Raw genomic sequence first — 17998 nt, 5'->3', positions numbered from 1 at the left:
TTCACTCGTCTCCTTTATTTTCAACTTCTGTTAATAACGTTTGTACATAATTCGGTAAGTAAAAGGCACCTTTATGTAGATTTGAGTTATAGTATTTTGTTGAAATATTATTTGATTTCCATACACTTGCACTCATATCTTTTACCGGGTGATATTTTTTTGAGGCAAAGCCAAATAGCCAGTGCCCTGACGGATATGTCGGGATATGTGCTTGATACACACGACTAATCGGGAAGCACTCAATAATGCGTTGATGTGCACGTTGCATAGCAGCAACATCTTCATCATAAAACGGGCTCTCATGTTGATTAACCATAATGCCATCTTCTTTTAATGCTTTATAGCAGCTACCGTAAAACTCTCGCGTAAATAATCCTTCGCCCGGTCCGAAAGGGTCTGTGGAATCAACGATAATTAAATCGTATTCATTGTCACAAGAGCGGATATACTTTAAGCCGTCCTCAATATGAATATGCACACGCGGATCATTTAATTTGCTCGCTGTTTGCGGTAAATACTGTTTGGATACTTCAATGACCATTTCATCGATTTCCACTAAATCAATATGCTCAATCGATTTGTACTGTACTAACTCACGAATGACGCCGCCATCTCCAGCACCAATTACTAAAACCTTTTTTGGATTTGGATGGACTGCCATTGGAATATGTGTAATCATTTCGTGATAAATAAATTCATCTTTTTCCGTTAGCATCATAAAACCGTCTAATGTTAAAAAGCGCCCAAATTCCTTTGATTCAAATACATCAATACGTTGAAATTCACTGTGTGCACTATATAATTGGCGGTCGATTTTGATAGATAACTTCACATCTGGTGTATGGCTTTCGCTAAACCATAATTCCATGTTACAGCACCTCCGTTAACACATTGAGTCGCTTGATTTCTAAATCCTCTGGCCCGATAATCGTACAATCCTTTTCTTTGGCATACTCAATGTACTGTACAATTTCTTCCGTTATTTTTTCACCTGGAGCCAAAATCGGAATACCCGGCGGATAGCACATTACAAATTCGCTACATACACGGCCAATTGTGTCTTGTAGTAGCAATGATTCCTTTTCTGCATAAAACGCATATTGTGGTGTCGTCATAACTTGGGGATCGATATACTCTTGCGTAATTAGACCTGCCTTATCTGTTTTATAGCGACGTCTAATTTCGGCAAGTGCACTTACTAATCGCTCCACATCTCGCTCGCGGTCCCCTACTGACACATACGCTAAAATATTGCCAATATCACCAAACTCAATTTGAATATCATATTCATCTCGTAAAATATCGTATACTTCAATACCTGCTAAACCGATATCTAATGTGTGCACAGATAGCTTTGTCGCATCAAAATCATAGATACTATCGCCATTAATAAGCTCGCTTGAATAGGCGTAATAATCACCAATTTTATTAATTTCATCGCGTGCATATTGTGATAGTTTGATAACATGGTCGAAAATTCCTTCCCCTTTTAGCGCTAAATTACGACGAGATAAATCTAAGCTTGAGAGCAGTAAATAAGAACCACTAGTTGTTTGCGTTAAGTTGACAATTTGACGTGCATAACCCGCATTTATAGATGGACCCATTAGTAAAAATGAACTTTGCGTTAAGCTTCCACCTGATTTATGCATACTAACTGCTGCCATATCAGCCCCAGCTGCCATAGCAGAAACTGGCATATCTTTTCCAAAATAAAAATGTGTACCGTGCGCCTCATCAGCAAGAACGAGCATATTATGATCATGTGCCAATTTCACAATGCCACGTAAATCTGAGCAAATACCGTAATATGTCGGATTATTGACTAAAATCGCCTTTGCATCTGGATTTTCTTTTATTGCTTTTTCTACTTGCGAAATTTTCATACCAAGCGCAATCCCAAGGCGATAATCCATATCGGGATTGACATAAACCGGTTCTGCGCCACAAACAACTAATGCATTAATAACACTGCGATGGACGTTACGTGGCAAAATGATTTTATCGCCGCGCTTACATGCTGTTAATACCATTGACTGCACAGCAGAAGTTGTACCGTTCACCATGAAAAAGGCATGTGCTGCACCGAAAGCTTCTGCGGCTAACTCCTCGGCATCTTTAATTACCGATACAGGATGACATAAATTATCTAACGGCTTCATCGAGTTCACATCGACACCGACACACTGCTCTCCTAAAAACGCCGTCAACTCTGGATTACCGCGGCCCCGCTTATGTCCCGGTACATCAAAAGGGACGATACGCTTACGCTTAAATGCCTGTAACGCATCGTATATAGGTGCGTTATGTTGCGATAATTGTTCGTACATACTTCATTCATCTCCTGTTTGCCATAAATAAGTGCTGCCCCATTCAAGTGCTGCAAATTAACGCTGATAAAAATGCTCTGACAACGCAAAAAGAAGCAAGCGAATGGTATAAGCACCATCACTTGCTTCTATGTATCAATAATATTCGAAAAAGTGCGACAATAAAAATAATAGATATTTTTACCGTACGCAAATACAATCATAGCTATGCTAAGAAGGAAGCTTTTTCAATATTCATACATAACCGAATAGGTTTTTAGAGTCTATATAGCAAATAATTACTTTTACTACTCTTATTGACCGTTTCACAAGTTGATGTGTAATTTATACACTGGTTGTAAAGTAACCAACTTATAAAATTTGAGCTTCTAACTCAATCAATAAAGCAACATGACGTTGCCAGTCGGCAGTTGACCCGGCTGTCCGTATGGCCTTAACTTTCTTAAAGAAAGTGGTCAAAAAGTATTTTGCTGGAAAGACCCTAATGAATATTTGCTTTCCAATTTAATAACTCGTTCATCTTAACAACGCAATTCTAAATTGTCAATTGTATAAAAGATATTTTTTTGGATATTTTAATTCAAATTTACATAATTTATAGATTCGCCGTTGGTATGACTGGATTTCTCACTTTTTTTATTTTCTAAAATTTTCGCCTAAGGTTAGTTCCATAATTAGTAAATTTAGATTGCTTATTTGTTAGCAATTTTCTGTGTAACAGGATGAAAACCCACTAATTCAGTCGCTCGTGTAATATGCGGGCGTATTTCTTATTTTTATCTACTGGATAAAATGTGCCAATAAATACTTCTCGTTCATCATTTAGCTTGCCGTATAAATTCATCCCGTCTTCTGGTAATTCTTCTAGTAAATCTATATGAATATCCTGTGATTTATATGAATTCGCTTTTATAACAATTGGCAAATCCGCTTCAACATTCGCTTTATCGAAATTTAACAATAATTTTTCCAACGTCACCGCTACTTCCCCATTATTACTAAGTGAAATGCGAACTGTATGCTTCCCTGGAGCTAATACATCAATCGAAGTATCCGCTCGAAAGCCAGATTCTTTATGCTCACTAGCAAGTTTAATAGGGATTAACTTTTGCGTAAGTAATGGCTTGCCAGCAAACGTCAATGTTAACGTGTCAAGTTCATCCATTACTTTTAATTGATCATAGGACAAATATACAAAGAGGATGATCTCATAATAAATCTTCTCTTCAATTTCATATCGATCACCTAATTTCATGTCAAAATGATCCGCATCAATACCATTTAATGCTATTGTCATATAATGCGCATTCCGACGTAAAAAACTAGCCTGTTCATAAGTAGTCACCGCTTGAAAAAAGAAAGCATTATCACCTTCTACTACAGCCTGATCTTTCGGCTGGTCATATATTAAAAATGCACTATCTTCAAATGGATAGTCATATTCTGGTGGCGCAACAAAAGTGGCACTATGATCCTCGCTACAACCTGCGAGAATAAGTAATACAAGTAATAACCATTTCTTCATTTATTTCGCCCCCTATAGCATCCACAACATAATGAAAATAATAATTAGTGCAATCACCGAAGTCATTAGTTGCACAATATAATACTTTTCTTCTTTAGCAAAAATATATTCAAATAATAAAGTCGTTCCAAAAAATGTAATGGCAAATGCAGCGACAATAAAGCCATGTACGATATAACTTGAACTTACTAGTAATAACAAGCCCATAATTAAGCCAATACTTAAAATAATCGATACGACTAATTGTGCCTTATTTACATAAGTTTTTTTACGTTTCGGTAAATGCAATAATTTCGGCATTGTTTGTTGAAGGAGATTAGTTAAGATTATCACTGCAGTCGCTAGTATTACCGTCATCCCAGTTTTCGGCTTTGCTTGCTCTATATAATGCTGGAACTTCGTAACAGAAGGTCCTTCAACTTTATAAAATAAACGCGACTGTAAATCAATGACCCCAAGCCATGATTTAAAATCAAATACTTTTAGTTTAAGCTGCTGTCCGTCCTCCATTTTGACAATTATATCCGTATAATTTCCATATCTTGGTTCCACAGATTCTGTTAATATCATCGAATGCATAAATTCGTTAATAAATTCTCGGTCATTATAACCTTTTGTAAATAAATACATGCTTGAATCTCGTACTAAAAACTCCTCGCGACTGCTTGGTCTTCCTGCAATATAAAATTTCTCCGCGCTCGATTGCTCAATCATTGTTTCGAATGGTGTTGCTTGTTTTACTACTTTTTCTTTTTGATTTGGTGCTGTAACTATAAGTAAAAATAGTACTGCGCAAGTAGCAAGGAGTGACACTGGATACTGCCATTTAAAATGATTCTTTTTTTGCGCTTTTTGCAATATTTTCCGTTCTAATTCTATTGTAAAATAGTTTTTTTCACCAAAGTGCTTATCCATTTCTCGCTTCCAACTACTCATGTAGCAACACCTCCCATTCACTCGTTTCTAGTTTCTCCTTTAACTGCTCACGTCCTCGTTTGAGCCTTGTTTTCACTGTGTTTTCAGAGCACTCTAGTAGTGCGGCAATATCGCGAATTTTTAGTTCTTCATAATAATAAAGTATGAGCACCTCTCTATAATGCATAGCTAGTTCAAGCAAAGCCTCAATCAGCTCGCTTTTTTCATGTGCTAGCACAGCCTGCCTTTCAATCGATGGTGCTGTAGTTGTCATTTGAAAAGGTTGCAATAAACGTCTCTTTTTTGCACGCCAGCTTCGTAAATAATCATGGCTTTTATGTACTGTAATTTTAACTAAATATGTTTTCAATGTTGACTTTCCTTCAAAGCGGCTATGGTTGTTGTAGTAAGCTAAAAATACATCTTGGACAATTTCCTCTGCCGCTGCCCAGTCCTTCACATATAAATACGCAACGCGAATGCAATATTCACCGTAGTCATTCATTACCTTCTGTAAATCCACCCTTTTCTCACCTCACTTTTCTGCACTTTCTTTATAGTCGCATATTTTTCAGAAATAGTTTCAAAAATATGTTAATATTTTTGAATCAAAATGGAAATCCAGTCGTCTAAGTTAGAAAAGAACGTGGAAAGTAAACATTTTACAACAAATTTGAAAGGAGACGAGGGCTAAAGATGTTTTCACTCGACCGTGATTATGCGCAGTATCACGAGCAAGTATATGCATTTATTTATTATTTAACATTTGATAAATCACTTGCTGAAGACTTAATGCAGGAAACATTTATCCGTGCATATGATGCAAGAACAAGCTTTCGCGGGCAAGCAACGATGCTTACGTGGCTTCGAAAAATCGCTCGAAATTTAACATATGACTATTATAAGCGGCAAAAAATTTTGAGATTTATTCGGTTTACAAATACATACGAACAGTTCTTACCTTCTGCTGAGGAACTACTACATGTGCAAGAGGATGTCCGTGAGCTATACAAAGCGCTTTCGCAATTAAAGTTTGAATTTAGAGCCGCAATCTCATTACGAAAAATTGAAGAATTATCAATTAAAGAGACAGCTCAAGTACTCGGTTGGAGTGAAGCAAAAGTAAAAAATAATACAGAGCGTGGGCTTAGGGCATTAAGAGTATTAATGGAAGGAGAACAAACTGATGAATGATTTAAAACGGATCCTACCTCCTAAACGGTCTAATGAAAAAGTGGCTGAATCACTTGCAATTATTAAAGCTCGGATAAAGCAAAAAGAAGGTCGCGTAAAGTTGCAATATCGTACAATACTTCCGACAACTGTTATTGCAGCCATTTTACTTATTTGGTCATTTTCTGTTTCTCCTTCGATTGATCAAATAACGGCGACTAGCAGCTCTATTAATAAAATCTATTTTGTCGAAAATTTCAATACAGAGCCTATTTTTAATTTGAATGCTTGGTACTATATAGATACCGAGCAAGTAAAAACTACAAAGGAAATCATATTTCTGGAACAGCTAGGTGAGGACCTTCGTACTTCAACTGAAATAGATAGTGCTAAAAATCGAAATGCTTCAAGCGATTACTTACTTCTGTTTGAAGATGGCAAAAAGCAGTATCTCCAGTTCTACTCAACATTCGACGACAACAGGGAAACTGGATTTGTAAAAGACTGCGTGACTCAGCAAATTCTTCAACTTACAGATCAGCGAAAGCAATCACTACACGATATGAATTTAAAGTATAGAGAAAATAACAATTTTTTTAATAATTTTATTAAATATCTTTTTAGTGTCATTGGGATTTGTGCTTTTTTGTTACTGATAAAAAAATTTACAGGTTATTTTCCATTCCAATCTAATCGTCCTAATAAAAAAAGATACTTTTTCTATGGCTTAGGCGCTTATTTATATGTATCAATTTTTCTAAGAGGTACTAGTATATATCTCTTCGGTACAACACATGCCATCTTTATAATTTGTGCTATTTTCATTCCATATGCTATTTATTTTTTACGTAATTTTAAACTTACAGACCGCGTGCGCTCGATGTGGGAGCTACCACTATTATTAGCGCTCCTATTCTTTATAGGGGTTATCTTTTCTCTATAAGAAAATTGCTAAAAAATTCGGTTGCTAAAGAGGTATATTTATCTAAATTTAGTAAGTTATTAATCTAATATTACAAAATATTTATATAACAAAAAACTGCGGGCAACGTTCGCCCGCAGTTTCTACTTCTACTTCAATCTTTCTAAATCCTGATAATCTTGCATAAAACGACCGCCATCTGCAACTACTGAATGGTAGAGCGCTTTTACAGCTGCAGTTTTATCAAGCCCCATGTCTTTTTTAATTGCTTTCAACTCATCGTGTAATTCGCGGTGCTCGTTAATTAATTTCAGCATCGTATTTTTATTATATTTCATCGTCAAGCTCCTTCTACATTACTTGAATAAATACTACTTTTAAATAGTCGAATTCAGGGTAGTTATGTGGTGTACGGAAATCTTCCGGTAATTGATGTTGCTCTAATATTTTATAGCGCTTGTTCGAGTCTTTAAAAGCTTTATCAATAAATGTTTTGAACTTTTTCATATTGAAACTCGCATTATTTGTTGATGCAATAATAACACCTTTATCCGCCGTAATCGCTATTGCATCCTTCAGCAATTTCGGATAATCTTTTGCTGTACTAAACGTCATTTTTTTCGTGCGGGCAAAACTAGGTGGGTCCAGCACTACTACATCAAATTGCAATCCGTGCCGTGCTGCATAGCTGAAATAATCAAATACATTCATGACTTTAATATCTTGGGACTCATAATCAATGCCGTTCACAGCAAATTGTTCAATTGTTTTCGGCAAGCTTCGTTTTGCAAGGTCTACACTTGTCGTACTCACAGCACCGCCTAAAGCAGCTGCTACAGAAAATGCGCCTGTGTAAGAAAACGTATTTAATACCGTTTTATCCAGTGAATAATTATCACGTAATGCTTTACGTACATTACGCTGATCTAAGAAAATACCCGTCATAGCTCCGTCATTTAAATCCACTGCAAAGTTCATACCGTTCTCTTGAATGATAAGCGGGAATTCACCGACCTCACCCGATACATAATCGTCCTGTTCCACATACTGACCGTTAACATTAAATCGTTTCTTTTCATACACACCGCGCGCATTCACGACTTCAGCAAGGGCAGTATACACATCTTCTCGGAATGAATAGATGCCTTCACTGTACCAGCTCACCATATAGAAGCCGTTAAAGATATCAATCGTTAACCCACCAATGCCGTCGCCTTCACCGTTAAAAATACGGAAAGCTGTAGTATCTTCAGATGCGTAAAAATCTGCTCGCTTCTCTGCAGCTTCACGAATTTTTTTGGCAAAAAACTTCACATCAATTTGACTTTTTTCTTTACGAGTTAATACCCAGCCAATCCCTTTATTTTGTACGCCATAATAGCCTGTTGCGATATATTGCCCCTGTTTATTCACTAAACGGACAATTGTACCTTCAGCAATCGACACTTCTGGTATTTCAACCGCGTCCTTTAATATTAATGGATAACCGTTCGTTAGTTCCTTTACAAACGTATCCTTTACGTATAATTCCACTATATTTGTCATTGTGTCATCCTCTATTTTATAGTTCTTTTATTATGTCATGCTTTTACGAAATATGCGAAATTAAAAAGCGATTCGCCACCAAGGACGAATCGCTTCTCCTACATTATTTTACTACGATGTTTACTAATTTACCCGGAATGACAATTACTTTTACAACGTCTTTTCCTGCGATAAATTCTTGTACTCTTTCATCAGCTAGTGCAGCAGCCTCTAAGTCTTCTTTTGAAATATCTTTAGCTACTTTCACTTTAGCACGTACTTTTCCTAAAACTTGTACGACAACCTCTACCTCATCATCAACAAGTTTAGACTCATCGTAAGTTGGCCATGTAGAATATGTGATTGTGCCTTCGTGACCAAGTTTTTCCCATAGCTCTTCTGAAATATGACGAGTGATTGGAGAAAGCATTTTAACAAAGCCTTCAACGTATTCTTTAGGGATAGAGTCAACTTTATAACATTCATTGATGAACACCATCATTTGAGAAACAGCTGTGTTATAGCGCATTGCTTCAAAGTCTTCAGTTACTTTTTTCACTGTTTGATGATAAATACGCTCTAATTTCAAATCGTTTGTGTCAACAATTTTTTCGTTTAGTGTACCATTATCTGAAACAAATAAACGCCAAATTCGATCTAAGAATCGACGAGCTCCGTCTAGTCCATTTGTAGACCAAGCTTTCGATGATTCAAGTGGTCCCATAAACATTTCGTATAAGCGTAATGTATCTGCACCGTGTGATTCAACGATATCATCTGGGTTTACTACATTCCCTTTAGATTTAGACATTTTCTCGTTGTTTTCACCTAAAATCATTCCTTGGTTAAATAACTTTTGGAATGGCTCTTTCGTATGAACAACACCTAAATCGTAAAGTACTTTATGCCAGAAGCGAGCGTATAGTAAATGTAGTACTGCATGTTCTGCACCACCTACATAAATATCAACTGGTAACCAACGCTTAGCTAGTTCCGGATCAATAATCATTTCATCATTATGCGGATCAATATAACGTAAGTAGTACCAACAGCTACCAGCCCATTGTGGCATTGTATTCGTTTCACGACGACCTTTTTTACCTGTTACAGGGTCAACAACATTTACCCATTCAGTAATATTTGCTAGTGGAGATTCACCTGTTCCACTTGGTTTAATATCGTTCGTTTTCGGAAGCATAAGTGGAAGCTCTGACTCAGGAACTGCTGTCATCGTACCATCTTCCCAGTGAATAACTGGAATTGGTTCACCCCAATAACGTTGACGGCTAAATAACCAGTCACGTAGACGGTAAGAAATTTTCTTCTCACCCACACCTTTTTCTTCCAGCCACTCGATTGCTTTTGCAATACCTTCTTCTTTATTTAAACCATCAAGGAAACCTGAATTAATGTGGACACCGTCACCTGTAAAGGCTTCTTTTTCAATGTCGCCACCTTCAAGTACCGCTTTAATTGGAAGTTTAAATTCTTTAGCAAACTCATAATCGCGTTCATCATGAGCAGGAACGGCCATAATCGCACCAGTTCCGTAACTTACTAATACATAATCAGCAATCCAAATAGGCATTTTTTCGCCATTAATTGGATTCACCGCATAAGCACCAGTAAATACGCCTGTTTTTTCTTTCGCTAAATCTGTACGTTCTAAGTCTGATTTTAGCTTTACTTTATCCATATAAGCTTCCACAGCTGCTTGTTGCTCTGGTGTTGTAATTTCTGAAACTAACTTATGCTCCGGAGCAAGAACTGCATATGTTGCCCCGAATAAAGTATCCGGGCGAGTTGTAAATACTTTAAAAGTATGGTCTGAGCCATCGATAGCGAACGTTACTTCAGCCCCTTCAGAACGACCGATCCAGTTACGTTGCATTTCTTTTAAACTTTCTGGCCAATCAAGATCGTCTAAATCTTCTAGTAAGCGATCTGCATACTCAGTTATACGTAAAATCCACTGACGCATTGGACGTCTTTCAACTGGGTGACCACCACGTTCAGATTTTCCGTCGATTACTTCTTCATTTGCAAGCACTGTACCTAATGCCGGACACCAGTTTACAGCTACTTCATCGACATAGGCTAAGCCTTTATTAAATAATTGAATGAAAATCCATTGTGTCCATTTGTAGTAGCTTGGATCTGTCGTATTAATTTCACGATCCCAGTCATACGAAAAACCTAAGTCATTCATTTGTCTTTTGAATGTAGCTATATTTTTTGCTGTAAATTCAGCAGGGTCATTTCCAGTATCAAGTGCATACTGTTCAGCAGGTAAACCGAACGCGTCCCACCCCATTGGATGCAATACGTTATAACCTTGCATACGTTTATAAGCACTTAAAATATCCGTAGCAATATAGCCAATTGGATGCCCTACGTGTAAACCTACCCCTGATGGATACGGGAACATATCTAGCGCAAAAAACTTCGGTTTGTCATTATCATTTACCGTTTTAAATGTCTTGTTGTCAGCCCAATATTTTTGCCATTTTTTTTCGATTTGTTGATGATTAAAACTCACTTTTCTTCCTCCTTAAAGTATTAGTTTCGACTTGTTTTCGCGCGCCTAAACGGAATTGACGAAATTTTTCAAAAAATAAAAAAACTCGCCCCATTCCGTAAAGAAAGGGACGAGAGGTATTTAACTCCCGCGGTACCACCCACATTAGTGACACTGCACTCAGCTTAATTTCTTAACGCGAAAACACGGCAATTAGTTACTGTATTCACTAAAAGCAAACTCAAAGGCGAGTTCAATTTGTTCACTTACTAGCTTCCACCAGCCGCTAGCTCTCTAAAAAAGTGTCGAAATTTACTATTCCTTGTCACAGTCGTTTATATATTGCATTTATTTTAATGGAATTGTTCGGAAAGCACAAGTCTTATTTGGAAACTACTCGATCATAAAGTAAACATGGAATGATAGCTACTAATAAAATCCCCGTCAATATAATGGCTAAAACTTGCATGCCATATAAATCAACCATTATTCCACCAAATAATGGTCCAATCGTACGTCCCACAGTTGTTGCACTATTGACAACACCTTGATAAAAACCTTGCTTCCCTTTTGGTGCCATTTTATTCGCAACAGTCGGTATAGCTGGAGAGAAAAATACTTCTCCTAGTGTAAGAACGACCATTGCCGCAGCAAACATTTTGAAGTCTTCTGCAATAGATACTATACCGAAAGAAATGCCCATTAACACTAATCCAAATATTAGTTGATGTTTTAGTTTATGCTCCCAATATTGAATGAGTGGGCGAATAAATGGTTGGATTCCCACTATTAATAGCCCATTAATTGTCCATAACAAACTATATTGTGATAAGCTTACACCAAGCCCTTGCGTGTAAGAAGAAATTGTTGCACTCCATTGCGAATAGGACAACCAGTAAAAGACTAATGCAATACACAATATTAGTAATGCATAGAAAGTTGCCTTCGATTGTAAGCCTGTACTTTCTGCAATTACATTTTTAGGAGCCATTTCTTTCGTATCAAATCGTTTATATGTAAACAACACTAGTAAAATGAAAATGGAATACGTCGCTAAATTTGCTATAAATACATACTCAAAATTTAATTCTGCAATAACGCCTGCCAATGCTGGACCAATAGCAACTCCTACATTACTTGCTAAAAAGATCGTATTAAATGCCTTACGTTCCCCTGTCGGCCAAGCACTACCAATAAGTGCATACATCGCAGGGAAAACAATCCCTCCACTAAAGCCAATAAAGGTTAGAAAAACGACATAATACGGCCATTCATGCCAAACGGCTAATAAAAATAAGGCTAAAAAATTACTCCAAACACCTACCAAAATCGTTTTATAGCCACCTATTTTATCAAATAAAAATCCACCAAGTAAATTACCGAAAACTGCTGCTAAAGAATTTAACATTAATACAACACCAGCAATTGTAAGAGACTTTCCTAAATGATTGTGAATATAAATACTATTTAACGGCCATAGGAAGGAGCTGCCAACTGAATTCAAAAACATACCAATTACTAAATACCACACTTGCTTTGGCAAAAAATACCCTCCTAAAACTCTAACTATATGAAATAAATACTTGCACTTTTTTATTCCAAAAAAACAGTTTATGCTTATTTTAAAAAAAGTACAAGAAAAATTTTTCAATATGTCACTTTGCTTAACACGTGTTAAAATAATGAGTTAGAGGAGTGACTAACATGACAGAAACAAATTTCCCTTTCCCATCAGATGGAAAGCGGTATTATACATGGAATCGTTATTTACGAAATGAATTCGGAAAAAAAGTATATAAAGTGGCACTTGATGCTGGTTTTGATTGCCCTAACCGTGATGGTACAGTTGCATTTGGAGGCTGTACGTTTTGCTCAGCAGCAGGATCTGGTGATTTCGCCGGCAATAAAGTGGATCCCATTGATGTACAGTTTGCTGAAATTAAAGCGAAAATGGAGAATAAATGGAAAGACGGCTTAACGATGGCATATTTCCAAGCATATACAAACACACATGCTCCACTTGAAGTATTAAAAGAAAAGTTCGAAGCTGCACTAGCTTGTGAAGGGGTAATGGGTTTGAGTATAGCAACTCGTCCCGATTGTTTGCCAGATGACGTTGTCGAATATTTGGCAGAATTAAATGAACGCACTTACCTATGGGTAGAACTTGGTTTACAAACAGTACATGAAAAAACAGCAAACTTAATTAACCGCGCACATGATTATCAAACTTATGTAGAAGGTGTCGAAAAACTGCGAAAGCACAATATTCGCATTGTTACACATATAATTAATGGTTTACCTCTTGAAGACTACGATATGATGATGGAAACTGCGCGTGAAGTAGCGAAGCTTGATGTACAAGGCATTAAAATTCATTTACTGCATTTATTAAAGGGGACACCGCTCGTAAAACAGTATGAAAAAGGGATGCTAGAATTTATGGATAAGGATGCATACATTCAACTCGTAGCAGACCAGTTGGAAATTATTCCCCCGGAAATGATAGTTCACCGTATTACAGGGGATGGTCCTATTGATTTAATGATTGGTCCAATGTGGAGTGTAAATAAATGGGAAGTACTGAACGGGATTGATGCCGAATTAGAGCGTCGAGGTTCATGGCAAGGAAAACACTTTAAAGCGGAAGTGAAAAAATGAAATTACAACGTGTATTACAATATGCACAAAGCTTATTAAAGGACGCGGTACATGAAGGGGATATTGCCGTGGATGCTACTGCTGGTAATGGACATGATACGCTATTTTTAGCACAGCTTGTCGGAGATGATGGGTATGTTTACGCATTTGATGTACAAAAAGAAGCGGTTGATTCGACATTACATCGTTTACTAGACAATGCGCTCGAACACCGCGCAATCGTCCTCAAAGATGGTCATGAAAACATTGGAAAGTATGTGACTAAACAAGTTGCAGGTGCAATTTTTAATCTTGGGTATTTACCAGGGAGCAATCACGAAATAATTACAAAACCAAATACGACAATTGCTGCACTTGAATCACTATTACAATTATTAAAAATCGGTGGTGTAATTGTCCTTGTCATTTATCATGGACATGAAGGCGGTAAAGAAGAACGAGACGCGATCATTCGCTACGTAAGCAGCTTGCCACAAAAATATGTTCATGTATTACGCTATGAATTTTTAAACCAGCATAATGATCCACCGTTTGTTATCGCTTTAGAAAAAGTGAAGGATTTACCTACTAAGTAGTTGAGGGCACTGAAAAAGTCCTGTAGTCACAAATTAGAGAGTACTAGAACGAAAAACGTTCTTGTACTCTCTTTTTCTTCAATGCCGTTGATTTCCATTCCGGCGAACGCGTTTCGCGGGCTGGATCCATACCTTTTGTAAAAGGAGGCACATTTACAGCCCCTTGAAGTTGACAGTAATCACTTAAGATAACTTCACGATTTTACTATTTTTCACTTCTCCATTTGAAAAGAATATCATTTAACTGCCTCGAACGTAATAACTTGATTTGGATTGGTTGGATATTGTTTATATTTATAGTCAGCTGAAATCACAATATCTTTAAATCCGATTTGCATTAGGAGCCTTTTAAATTCTTTCACTCCATACCATTTCAATTTGAAAACTTCAAATTCGCTCTCAATACATTTACCTTCTTTCCACTTATCATAACGATGATGAGAGATTGTAGTTTGTTCAATGTAATTTATTTCAGATTCGGTAATTTGAAATGTGATAAGGTCACCTTGTGTATTAGAAAAAGTACGATATGTAGATTTCCCTTCAACGAAATCTGTCGGCAAAAATATATCTATTATTATCCGACCATCTGATTCCAAATGATTATAAAAATTGGATATTATATTGAATGCTTTTTCTTCATCGCTAATTAATAAAAATGTTCCTGTTGGGATAATAATTGCTTCATATAGTTGTTCTGATTGAAATGTCTCCATATCTGCTCGAAAAACATTTGCTTCTTTATATGCCTTTTTTAAATTATCTCGACAGTAATCTAGCATTTCTTCAGAAAGGTCGAAACCATCCACTGTATACCCCTTTTCAAGTAATGGAATTAAAATACGACCTGTCCCCACAGCCGGCTCTAATATTCTTCCTTTTACTCGGCTTAATCTACTACTATAATACTCAACATCCCCAAATGAACTGCCAATTGGTTTATCTAAATTATAAACCTCAGCTGAAATAGAATTATACATCTTCATTGCCCCCTCCGATATACTTGATATTTCATTTGCCTATATTTTGTATAATAACATTTTTTTGTAAAAAATTAATTAAACATAACGGTAATCTGACAAAAAATCGCTTTTGCTGATAACACCTATAAAAATTGCAACTACTTTTTTATCCACAAAAAAGAATCTGCCCTCTGAAAGAAAGCAGATTCTTATATAACTTTGCAGTAAAATTTCATTTCAAAATGACTTTTAGAAAATCCCTTATTGCATATTATTTTTCTTTATTTTTTTCACTATATTTAATCCAGAAGTCTGCACCTTTAATACCTAATGGACGAGGATCAAAGACAGGATCTTTTCCTTCTTTTTTCTGTTTCTCGTAATCTTTTAATGCAATAATAGCTGGCTTCATAATAATTAAAATGGCAATTACGTTGATCCATACCATTAGTCCTAAACCAACGTCCCCCATTCCCCATGCGATATCTGATGTACGAATTGTACCGTAGAAGGCAGCTATTAAGATAACTATTTTTGCAATCCAAATAGCGATCTTCTCATTTTTACCTGATAATAAATAAGCTACATTCGTTTCAGCAATATAGTAATATGCCATAATCGTAGTAAAGGCGAAGAAGAATAATGCTATCGCAACGAAAGGACTACCGAACCCTGGCAATGAACTTTCAACTGCATATTGTGTATACGTTGCTCCTTCTTTTATCGATTGCGCAAAAGAAATTTGAGCATCGCCTGTATACTTCCCTTGGCCGAATTCACCAGTAAAAATAGTTGGATGAATCGTATAAGGTTCGCCATTTACTTCAAGCGGCTCTCCTTCTACCATAACTTGAACTTTATCCAAGCTTTCGTCGTGTACATTATACATTCCTGTGAATAAAATCATAAACGCTGTCGCTGAACATACTAACAAAGTATCAATATAAACAGATGCAGCTTGCACTAATCCTTGCTTTGCTGGATGCGATACTTCTGCAGCGGCAGCAGGGTGAGCACCAGTCCCTTGACCTGCTTCATTTGAGTAAATACCGCGTTTTACCCCCCAAGCAATTGCAGAACCTACAATACCCCCAAATAATTCTTGCGCACCAAATGCACTTGAGAAAATTAATGCAATAACGCTTGGTACTTCGGAAATATTCATCACAATTATAATTAAAGCCATAATAACGTACGCAATCGCCATGAAAGGTACGATAATTTGTGCTGCGTTCGCAATGGATTTAACCCCACCAATAATAATAACACCAAGTAAAGCGGCAATGATTAAGCCTGTAATCCACTGTTCAATACCAAATGCATTATCCATCGCACCTGCGATAGCGTTTGCTTGAACACCAGGCATTAAAATAAGCATCGCGATTAACGCTGCAACTGCAAAAATTACTGCAAACCATTTTTGCCCCATCCCTTTTTCAATATAAAAGGCTGGGCCACCCCTATACTCTGTTTCTCTTTCCTCTTTGTAAATTTGCGCTAATGTTGACTCTACATAAGCCGTTGCAGCTCCGATGAAGGCAATTGCCCACATCCAAAAAACCGCACCAGGACCCCCCATTCCAATCGCTGTTGCTGTACCTGCAATATTACCAGTACCTACACGCCCTGATAATGCAATTGATACCGCTTGGAATGAAGAAATCCCTTTTTCAGATTTCTGCCCTTTAAACATTAAAACAAACATTTCTTTAATATAACGTACTTGCAAAAAACGAGTAATAATTGAAAAAAATAGTCCGATTAGCAAGATACCATATATAAACCACGGTCCCCATAAAATATCATTCAAAGTATTAACTAATGACTCCATTAAAATCCCCCCTTTGAAAGTAATTGTATTATTTTGAAACCTACTATATTACATATACACTTATTATTCAATGTTTTTATTGGAATATTCTAACAATTCAGATGAACGAAATGTTAATATGAAAATATTATAGTATCCAAATAATAAAAACCTATCGAAAAAAAATCATTCGATAGGTTTTTATCATACTTTAAACTATATACCCGAGTGAGCGTAATACATTGCTCATAAAATCCCTCGTGTATAAATATACTTCTTCACGTTCCATTTCAAAATATAAACTATGTTGGCAATCTGCCCATTCTTTGTATTGAAAATGAGATAAAGATTGCTGCAACAACCATAGTTTTGCCGTATTCGCATCTGTAACTTGATCGCGTCCCCCTGTCATTAGCAACACAGGTATGTCAGGGAATTTCGTTTCAGTATCTTTTACTTGCTTCATCAAAAGCTGTAAATCCTTATACCACTTTACTGTAACAACGGTATTTTGCGGAACATCATCTTGCAACTCCGCATATACTTCATAATTTCTTGTCATCATTTGAGGCGTAATATCATGATTCATTTTGACATTTGATGTTAATGCACTTAAGCTCGTTAGTGCATGAGATAGTTTCCCCGGTAGCAATTTCAAATGTAACCACGGTGATGCGAGAATCACACCTGCACATTCAAATTTATTTTTGCGCAATACTTTCATTGCAATTGTCGCGCCTAAACCATTGCCTAAAACAAAAATAGGTAAATTATATGAAAGCCCTATTTTTATAAGCTGTTTTACATAACTATAATACTTTGTAAAATCTTCATCATGGTAACGTGAGTATTTTGCTTGCTCACCATGACCTGGTAAATCGCCCATTACAATGTGAAATCCTGCATTTCGGAATTTTTCAATTAACCAAGCGTATGAGCGATGATGCTCATATGCACTATGAATAATTGCAATGACTGCTTTCGGTTGCCCTTCAGCCTCCCACTTCCACATTGCATTCCCCTCCAATAAAAATTCTTACACTAACTCATTATAAACGAAGTCTTACTATTTGGTTTAAATTA

The 17998-nt window shown here is 36.6% G+C and carries 16 protein-coding genes and 1 other annotated feature; of the genes, 4 read left to right on the top strand and 12 right to left on the bottom strand.

The features are described from left to right. Position 1 precedes the first annotated feature (1 nt). The 5 genes from speE to AAFN87_RS00240 all read right to left on the bottom strand — a co-directional run bounded on the left by speE (position 2) and on the right by AAFN87_RS00240 (position 5293). Positions 2-868 carry a polyamine aminopropyltransferase gene (gene speE, locus AAFN87_RS00260; protein ID WP_347788986.1) on the bottom strand — a complete coding sequence of 289 codons (867 nt, stop codon included), beginning with the start codon at positions 866-868 and terminating at the stop codon, positions 2-4. Position 869: 1 nt separating this feature from the next. Beyond that, entirely contained in the window at positions 870-2330 is a 1461-nt protein-coding gene (locus AAFN87_RS00255; protein ID WP_347788985.1) for an aminotransferase class I/II-fold pyridoxal phosphate-dependent enzyme, read from the bottom strand. A gap of 733 nt (positions 2331-3063) precedes the next feature. Further along, positions 3064-3855: a hypothetical protein gene (locus AAFN87_RS00250; RefSeq protein WP_347788984.1), complete on the bottom strand. Its 792-nt coding sequence runs from the start codon at positions 3853-3855 to the stop codon at positions 3064-3066. 12 nt (positions 3856-3867) lie between these two features. Continuing rightward, on the bottom strand, positions 3868-4791 hold the full coding sequence (locus AAFN87_RS00245; RefSeq protein WP_347788983.1) for a hypothetical protein: 924 nt from the start codon (positions 4789-4791) through the stop codon (positions 3868-3870). Next, the gene (locus AAFN87_RS00240) at positions 4784-5293 is read right to left on the bottom strand and encodes a sigma-70 family RNA polymerase sigma factor (protein WP_347788982.1); all 510 of its coding nucleotides are present in this window, start codon (positions 5291-5293) and stop codon (positions 4784-4786) included. The genes AAFN87_RS00245 and AAFN87_RS00240 overlap by 8 nt, the downstream gene beginning before the upstream one ends. Before the next feature lie 173 nt (positions 5294-5466). Between AAFN87_RS00240 and AAFN87_RS00235 the strand changes: the two genes are divergently transcribed. Further along, positions 5467-5964 (top strand): RNA polymerase sigma factor, encoded by a 498-nt coding sequence (locus AAFN87_RS00235; protein WP_347788981.1) that lies wholly within the window; start codon positions 5467-5469, stop codon positions 5962-5964. Continuing rightward, positions 5957-6886 carry a hypothetical protein gene (locus AAFN87_RS00230; RefSeq protein WP_347788980.1) on the top strand — a complete coding sequence of 310 codons (930 nt, stop codon included), beginning with the start codon at positions 5957-5959 and terminating at the stop codon, positions 6884-6886. Before AAFN87_RS00235 ends, AAFN87_RS00230 begins: the two co-directional genes overlap by 8 nt. 128 nt (positions 6887-7014) lie before the next feature. On the opposite strand, the gene AAFN87_RS00225 is transcribed toward AAFN87_RS00230, so the two are convergent. From AAFN87_RS00225 to AAFN87_RS00210, 4 genes are all read right to left on the bottom strand, one after another. Next, positions 7015-7203, bottom strand: coding sequence for a hypothetical protein (locus AAFN87_RS00225; protein ID WP_347789928.1), 189 nt, complete (start codon positions 7201-7203; stop codon positions 7015-7017). A gap of 13 nt (positions 7204-7216) precedes the next feature. After that, entirely contained in the window at positions 7217-8410 is a 1194-nt protein-coding gene (locus tag AAFN87_RS00220; protein WP_347788979.1) for a class I SAM-dependent rRNA methyltransferase, read from the bottom strand. A gap of 103 nt (positions 8411-8513) precedes the next feature. Beyond that, positions 8514-10928, bottom strand: coding sequence for a leucine--tRNA ligase (leuS, locus tag AAFN87_RS00215; RefSeq protein ID WP_347788978.1), 2415 nt, complete (start codon positions 10926-10928; stop codon positions 8514-8516). Positions 10929-11030: 102 nt separating this feature from the next. After that, positions 11031-11245 (bottom strand) — a binding site (T-box leader). A 44-nt stretch (positions 11246-11289) separates the two neighbouring features. Then, complete coding sequence (locus AAFN87_RS00210; RefSeq protein ID WP_347788977.1) at positions 11290-12450, bottom strand: MDR family MFS transporter; 1161 nt, start codon at positions 12448-12450, stop codon at positions 11290-11292. 161 nt (positions 12451-12611) lie between these two features. On the opposite strand from AAFN87_RS00210, the gene mnmL reads away from it, so the two are divergent. Together mnmL and mnmM are read left to right on the top strand one after the other, a co-directional pair. Further along, positions 12612-13568 carry a tRNA modification radical SAM protein MnmL/YtqA gene (gene mnmL, locus AAFN87_RS00205; RefSeq protein WP_347788976.1) on the top strand — a complete coding sequence of 319 codons (957 nt, stop codon included), beginning with the start codon at positions 12612-12614 and terminating at the stop codon, positions 13566-13568. Then, positions 13565-14143, top strand: a complete 579-nt coding sequence (mnmM, locus tag AAFN87_RS00200) for a tRNA 5-(aminomethyl)-2-thiouridylate-methyltransferase MnmM (RefSeq protein ID WP_347788975.1) — start codon at positions 13565-13567, stop codon at positions 14141-14143. The genes mnmL and mnmM overlap by 4 nt, the downstream gene beginning before the upstream one ends. A gap of 236 nt (positions 14144-14379) precedes the next feature. Here the strand turns inward: mnmM and AAFN87_RS00195 are convergent, their stop codons facing one another. The 3 genes from AAFN87_RS00195 to AAFN87_RS00185 form a co-directional block, all read right to left on the bottom strand. Next, positions 14380-15123 (bottom strand): class I SAM-dependent methyltransferase, encoded by a 744-nt coding sequence (locus tag AAFN87_RS00195; protein ID WP_347788974.1) that lies wholly within the window; start codon positions 15121-15123, stop codon positions 14380-14382. 253 nt (positions 15124-15376) lie between these two features. After that, positions 15377-16936, bottom strand: coding sequence for an alanine/glycine:cation symporter family protein (locus AAFN87_RS00190; RefSeq protein WP_347788973.1), 1560 nt, complete (start codon positions 16934-16936; stop codon positions 15377-15379). Between the two features lie 190 nt (positions 16937-17126). Next, the gene (locus tag AAFN87_RS00185; protein WP_347788972.1) at positions 17127-17927 is read right to left on the bottom strand and encodes an alpha/beta hydrolase; all 801 of its coding nucleotides are present in this window, start codon (positions 17925-17927) and stop codon (positions 17127-17129) included. Positions 17928-17998 lie beyond the last annotated feature (71 nt).

This window comes from Solibacillus sp. CAU 1738 (assembly GCF_039888725.1).
Taxonomy (GTDB): Bacteria; Bacillota; Bacilli; order Bacillales_A; family Planococcaceae; genus Metasolibacillus.
Note: the sequence above shows the minus strand (reverse complement) of the source record. Positions and strands in the feature narration are given on the sequence as shown.